Here is a 6,308-nt window from a genome sequence, read left to right on the forward strand (position 1 = left end):
GCCACGCATGGTTGGTCACCGCAGCTTGTTCGGTCAGGTATTTGAATTGAGTTTAACAGTTAATCAATGCAATACCTCTTTTTGTGGCTGGTCCCCCCGGATATTTCGCGCAGGGCGTTACGATGCAGGCATGAGCCCGAACGCCACGCCCACGGCCCTCCCGTCCCGCGGTGCGGCGACGATTTCGAAGCAGGTCCTCGCCTGGGCCTCCTGGGATTGGGGATCCGCGGCGATCAACGCCGTGATGACCACCTTCGTATTCACGGTCTACCTGACCAGTTCCCTCTTCGGCGAGACCGATGCGAACTCGGCGGTGCTGGGCAATGCCCTGGCGATCGCCGGCGTCGTCATCGCCCTGCTGGCCCCGGTGACCGGACAGCGTTCCGACGCCGGAGGACGACGACGGTTCTGGCTGGGGGTGAACACGCTGCTGGTTGCCCTCGCGACGGCTGCCTGCTTCTTCGTGCTTCCCGACCCGCGCTTCCTCATCCTCGGCGCCACCCTCATCGCCGTGGCCAGCATCTTCTCGGAGTTCGCCACGGTGAACTACAACGCGATGCTCCCGCAGATCTCCACCCCGGCGACGATCGGCAAGGTCTCCGGCTTCGGGTGGGGCATGGGCTACCTCGGCGGCATCCTGGCGCTGGCGTTGGTGCTGTTCCTCTTCGTGCAGCCCGTGGTGGATTGGCCCGGAGCCTCCACGGACGGCTCCCTGAACCTGCGGCTGGTCGCGATCTTCTCCGCCGTGTGGTTCTTCGGATTCGGCCTGCCGGTCCTCTTCGCCGTCCCGGAGGTCAAGCGCCGCCAGAAGATGGCACGCGTGAGCTTCCTGGAGTCCTACCGCCAGCTCGGACGCAGCGTGAAGGCCCTCTGGCGCACCGAACCGCACACCGTCTTCTTCCTCATCGCCGCAGCAGTGTTCCGCGACGGGCTCGCGGCGGTCTTCACCTTCGGCGGGGTCATCGCCGCCGGCACGTTCGGCTTCGAGCTCAGCCAGGTCATCACGTTCGCCATTATCGGCAATGTCGTGGCCGCCGCCGGCGCCATGATCGGCGGGTTCCTCGATGACCGGATCGGCCCCAAGGCGGTCATCGTCGCCTCCCTCTGCGGGCTTCTGGTCGCCGCCACCGGGGTGTTCCTCTCCCCCGGCGCCTCCGGGTTCTGGGTGTTCGGCCTGATGCTGTGCCTGTTCGTCGGCCCCGCCCAATCCTCGTCCCGTGCGTTCCTGGCGCGGCTGGCGACGACGGGCAAGGAGGGCGAGCTGTTCGGACTCTATGCCACCACGGGGCGCGCGGTGTCCTTCCTGGCCCCGGCCCTGTTCTCCCTCGCCATTGCCCTGGCCGCCCCGCATGTGGCCTCCGGCAGCGCCCAGCGCTACGGCATCCTGGGCATCATGCTTGTCCTGCTGGTCGGCTTGTGCCTGTTGCTTCCCGTACGCAAACCCGGAGCACCCGCCCCCACGGAAGCCACCCCGTGACCACGGCAGGAAGCCAGCAGGACCCCCAGGCACGGGTCATCGTCGTCACCGGGGCGGGGTCGGGCATCGGACGGTCCGTAGCCCGCGAACTGCTGGACGCCGGATGGCAGGTGGCCCTGGCCGGGCGCCGGGCCGACGCGTTGGAACAGACCGCCAACGGGCATCCGCAGGCCCTCGTCGTCCCCACCGATGTCACCGTGCCCGGTCAGGTCGAGGCACTCTTCACCGCCGTGGTGCAGGCCTGGGGGCGGGTCGACGTGCTCTTCAACAACGCGGGGGCCTTCGGTCCGCGGGCTGCAGTGGACGAGATCAGCGTCGAGGAGTGGAACGACGTCGTCGCGGTGAACCTGACCGGCAGCATGCTCTGTGCCGCAGCCGCGGTGCGCGCCATGAAGGCCCAGGATCCGCGCGGCGGCCGCATCATCAACAACGGATCCATCTCCGCCCACACCCCGCGTCCGGCTTCCGTGGCCTACACGACCACGAAGCACGCCATCACGGGCCTGACGAAGTCGATCTCGCTGGACGGCAGGGGCTGCGGGATCACGGCTTCGCAGATCGACATCGGCAACACGGCCACCGAGCTCACCGCCGGTTTCACCACCGGGACCCTGCAGGCCGATGGCAGCAGCCGGGTCGAGCCGGTCTTCGACGTGGCCCACGCGGCCCGGCTGGTACGCCAGCTGGCCGAACTGCCGTTGGAGGTCACGGTGGATTCACTGGTGGTCACGGCCACCGGGATGCCGTTCACCGGGCGCGGCTGACCGCCGGCCCGCCGGCCGGAGGTTACGCGCCGAGGTCGGTGCGGTGGAAGTTCAGGTGGCTCCGTGATGCCGTGGGGCCGCGCTGGCCCTGGTACCGGTTGCCGTACTTGCCGTCACCGTAGGGGTGTTCCGCGGCCGAGGAGAGCTTGAAGAAGCACAACTGGCCGATCTTCGAGCCGGGCCACAGCTTGATCGGCAGGGTCGCCATGTTCGAGAGTTCCAGGGTCACGTGCCCGGAGAAACCCGGGTCGATGAACCCTGCTGTCGAGTGCGTCAGCAGGCCCAGACGGCCCAATGAGGACTTGCCCTCCAACCGGGCAGCCACGTCATCGGGCAGCGTGACCTGCTCGTAGGTGGATCCCAGGACGAACTCGCCCGGGTGCAGGATGAACGCCTCGGTGGGGTCGACCTCCACCAGACGGGTCAGCTCGGGCTGCTCCAAGGAGGGATCGATATGGGCGTATTTGTGGTTGTCGAAAAGCCTGAAGAAACGGTCCAGGCGGACGTCGACGCTGGCGGGCTGGATCATCTGGGGGTCATACGGGTCCAGCCCGATGCGCCCCGAGTCCAGTTCTGTCCGGATGTCGCGGTCTGAAATCAGCACCGTTCCAAAATAGCCCATGCAGCCCGGACGGCGTTATCCTGAAGTCGGTGGGTTGAGTTGCACCGCGAACGCCGCGGAGCGCCCGGCACACCACCTACACCATGCCGACATCATCACGCCTGCACCGTCGTTCGGCCGCGGTGGCCCTCACGGCCACCCTCGCGGCTGCGTTCGTGCTGCCCGCCGCCGCCCACGCTTCTCCCGTGGGTGACCTGCAGGAGACCCAGGCATCGCCGTCGTCCTCCTCCCAACCCGCTCCGGGGCAGGCCGGCCACGAGGAGAAGTCGAAGACCTCCAGCCAGGAACAGGATTTCGCGGCCTTCACCGACGACCCGGCCTCGCCGCTGGTGCTGGTGAACGAACACCACCCCCTGCAGCCCCGGGACTACACGCCGAAGAAGCTGGTGGCCGTCCATGGTTCCGGCGCCCAAATGGTCCCCCAGGCCGCCGCCGCGTTGGAAAAGCTCTTCGCCGCCGCACGCCAGGACGGGCACGGCCTCATCGTGGAGAGCGCCTACCGGTCCCACGGCTACCAGGTGAGCCTGTTCCGCCGCTACACGAACATGTACGGCGAGGCCTACGCCTCCAGGATCTCGGCCCGCCCCGGAACCAGCGAACACCAGCTGGGCCTGTCGGCCGATATCGGTGCAGCCAGCGGCCAATGCTCGCTCCGTGCCTGCCTGGCCGATCTGCCGGAGGGCAAGTGGACCGCTGCGCACGCCGCCGAATTCGGGTTCATCATCCGGTACCCGAAGGACCAGCAGGCCACCACCGGCTACAACTTCGAACCGTGGCACCTGCGTTATGTGGGCACGACGGCGGCACGCAAGATGCGGGCACAGGACGTCGCCACCTTCGAGGAGTACTCGGACCAGCTCGTGCAGGCCCGGGACGAGCACCGCGCAGGCACCGCACGCCAGGAGGCCGATGCCCAACGGCAGGCCGCCGTCGAGGAGGCGCTGCGCCAGGCAGCCGCCGAGCAAGCGGCCCGCCGTGCCGAGGAAACCCGGTGGATGCCCGCATGGGCCCGGACCGCCGCCACGCGCTGACGCAGACGACGACCCGGTAGCCCCACCAGTACCTACTTGGCGCGGACCGGGATCCCGGTAAACGTCGGCTTGAGCGTCTCGGCGAAGAAGTCGTTGCCCTTGTCATCGACCACGGTGAAGGCCGGGAAGTCCTCGACCTCGATCTTCCAGATGGCCTCCATGCCCAGTTCCTCGTACTCGAGGACCTCGACCTTGCGGATGCAGTCCTGGGCCAGTCGCGCCGCCGGGCCGCCGATGGAGCCCAGGTAGAAGCCCCCGTGGCTGTTGCAGGCCTCGGTCACCTGACGGGAACGGTTTCCCTTGGCGAGCATCACCATGGACCCGCCAGCCGCCTGGAACTGGTCGACATAGGAATCCATGCGCCCTGCAGTGGTGGGGCCGAAGGAACCGGAGGCCATGCCCTCGGGGGTCTTGGCGGGGCCCGCATAGTAGACCGGGTGGTCCTTGAGGTACTGCGGCATGTCCTCACCGGCGTCGAGCCGTTCGCGGATCTTCGCGTGGGCGATGTCGCGGGCCACCACCAGCGGCCCGGTCAGCGACAGGCGGGTCTTCACCGGGTGCTTGGACAGTTCCGCGAGGACCTCGCCCATGGGCCGGTTCAGGTCGATCTTGACCACCGAGGAGCCTCCGGTGCCGGAGACCCCGTCCGTCTCGTCATCGTGGGCCGCGAGGGCCGGGTGGGACTCATCGGGCATGAACCGGGCGGGATCGGTCTCGAGCTGTTCGACGAAAACCCCGTCGGCGGTGATCTTGGCCAGCATCTGCCGGTCCGCCGAGCAGGATACGGCGATCGCCACGGGCAGCGAGGCCCCGTGGCGGGGCAAGCGCACCACGCGCACGTCGTGGCAGAAGTACTTGCCGCCGAACTGGGCGCCGATGCCGAAGTGGCGGGTCAGTTCCAGCACCTTCTCCTCCAACTCCACGTCCCGGAAACCCCGTCCGGTCATGGCACCGGTGGTCGGCAGGTTGTCCAGGTACTTCGCGGAACCATACTTGGCCGTCTTCAGCGCGAATTCGGCGCTGGTGCCGCCGATGACGATCGAGAGGTGGTACGGCGGGCAGGCAGCCGTTCCCAGTGAACGCAGCTTCTCGTCGAGGAACGTCAACATGGCGTTCTCGTTCAGGATCGCCTTGGTCTCCTGGTACAGGAACGATTTGTTGGCCGAGCCACCGCCCTTGGCCATGAACAGGAACTTGTACTGCTCCTCGTGGCCCGGCTCGGTGTCGGCGTAGAGCTCGATCTGGGCCGGCAGGTTGTTGCCCGTGGACTTTTCCTCCCACGTGGTCAGCGGTGCCAGCTGGGAGTAGCGCAGGTTCAATTGCGTGTAGGCATCGTAGATCCCCTGCGACAGCGCCTTCTCGTCCGGGCCCTGGGTGAGCACGTGTTGGCCGCGCTTTCCCATGACGATGGCCGTGCCGGTGTCCTGGCACATGGGCAGGATGCCGCCGGCTGCGATGTTGGCGTTCTTCAGCAGGTCCAGGGCGACGAATTTATCGTTGGCGCTGGCTTCCTCGTCGTCGAGGATGTTGCGCAGCTGCTGCAGGTGGGCCGGGCGCAGGTAGTGCGAGATGTCATGCAGCGCGGTCCGGGCCAGATGTGAGAGCGCCTCCGGGTCCACTTCCAGGAACGTCCTGCCGGCGGGCCCCTCAACGGTGCGCACCCCCTCGGTGGCGATCCGGCGGTAGGTGGTCTCGTCCTGGCCGATCGGCAACAGGTCCTCGTACTGGAACTCGGTCATGGGGCATCCTTGGCATCCGGGGTTGTTTGCGCCCAGTCTAATTCGGGGCGCCCGGTTCCCCGAACCGCACACCCTGCGTTGCGGCGGGGCGGGTTGCGCTTCATCGGCGGGCGTGATCGGCTGGAAGGCATGAGCGAAGAGCCAAACCAGACCCCATCCGAAACCCCGGATCCCGACGAGCCGCAGACCCACCTGGAGACGGTACTCCACGAAGGGCAGGCCGATGAGGCCAAGGCGGGCCAGGTCATCGCGACCTTCCTGTCCGAGGAGGTCTTCTTCCTCAGCCGCGAACAGGTGACCGAGGAAACCGACAACGTCCAGCCGCTGCTGCTGCAGAACAAGGACGGCGAGCCGGTCATCGCCCTGTTCACCCACGTGAACCGCATTCCCGAGACCTACATCGCCGAGGCCCCCTTCGCCGTGCGGGTGGTCGGAGCAGCGGTCATCGACAACCTCTCCGGCGCCGGCCTGGTCCTGAACCCCGGGCACCAGCTGGGCTTCGAGATCCCTGCCGACGGAGTGGAGGCCATCAAGCGCGATTTCGCCCCCGACGGTTCCCCGGCAGCGCAGGCGCCCACGGCAACGAACGACGGCGGGACCCCAGCAGGCGCCTAGATGATTAATTCCTATTGGTTTCAGTGGTCGTAGGCAGTCAATGAGCGTTTGTTCGGCGCG

The 6,308-nt window shown here is 67.4% G+C and carries 6 protein-coding genes; 4 read left to right on the plus strand and 2 right to left on the minus strand.

Going from position 1 to position 6,308, the window contains the following annotated elements; all coding sequences use genetic code 11:
- Positions 1-130 precede the first annotated feature (130 nt).
- Positions 131-1,477: an MFS transporter gene (locus ABD088_RS04510; RefSeq protein WP_343900357.1), complete on the plus strand. Its 1,347-nt coding sequence runs from the start codon at positions 131-133 to the stop codon at positions 1,475-1,477.
- Positions 1,474-2,241 carry an SDR family oxidoreductase gene (locus tag ABD088_RS04515; RefSeq protein WP_343900358.1) on the plus strand — a complete coding sequence of 256 codons (768 nt, stop codon included), beginning with the start codon at positions 1,474-1,476 and terminating at the stop codon, positions 2,239-2,241. Before ABD088_RS04510 ends, ABD088_RS04515 begins: the two co-directional genes overlap by 4 nt.
- A gap of 22 nt (positions 2,242-2,263) precedes the next feature.
- Here ABD088_RS04515 and dcd read toward each other — a convergent pair whose 3' ends face one another.
- Positions 2,264-2,845: a dCTP deaminase gene (gene dcd / locus ABD088_RS04520; protein ID WP_343900359.1), complete on the minus strand. Its 582-nt coding sequence runs from the start codon at positions 2,843-2,845 to the stop codon at positions 2,264-2,266.
- Positions 2,846-2,946: 101 nt separating this feature from the next.
- Here dcd and ABD088_RS04525 point away from each other — a divergent pair, with 101 nt between their 5' ends.
- Complete coding sequence (locus ABD088_RS04525) at positions 2,947-3,894, plus strand: M15 family metallopeptidase (RefSeq protein WP_343900360.1); 948 nt, start codon at positions 2,947-2,949, stop codon at positions 3,892-3,894.
- Positions 3,895-3,926: 32 nt separating this feature from the next.
- Here ABD088_RS04525 and ABD088_RS04530 read toward each other — a convergent pair whose 3' ends face one another.
- The gene (locus ABD088_RS04530; RefSeq protein WP_343900361.1) at positions 3,927-5,633 is read right to left on the minus strand and encodes a fumarate hydratase; all 1,707 of its coding nucleotides are present in this window, start codon (positions 5,631-5,633) and stop codon (positions 3,927-3,929) included.
- Between the two features lie 129 nt (positions 5,634-5,762).
- Between ABD088_RS04530 and ABD088_RS04535 the strand changes: the two genes are divergently transcribed.
- On the plus strand, positions 5,763-6,248 hold the full coding sequence (locus tag ABD088_RS04535) for an SseB family protein (RefSeq protein WP_343900362.1): 486 nt from the start codon (positions 5,763-5,765) through the stop codon (positions 6,246-6,248).
- Positions 6,249-6,308: the final 60 nt, after the last annotated feature.

It is taken from the genome of Arthrobacter rhombi, from assembly GCF_039526245.1.
GTDB classification, from domain to species: Bacteria; Actinomycetota; Actinomycetes; order Actinomycetales; family Micrococcaceae; genus Arthrobacter_H; species Arthrobacter_H rhombi.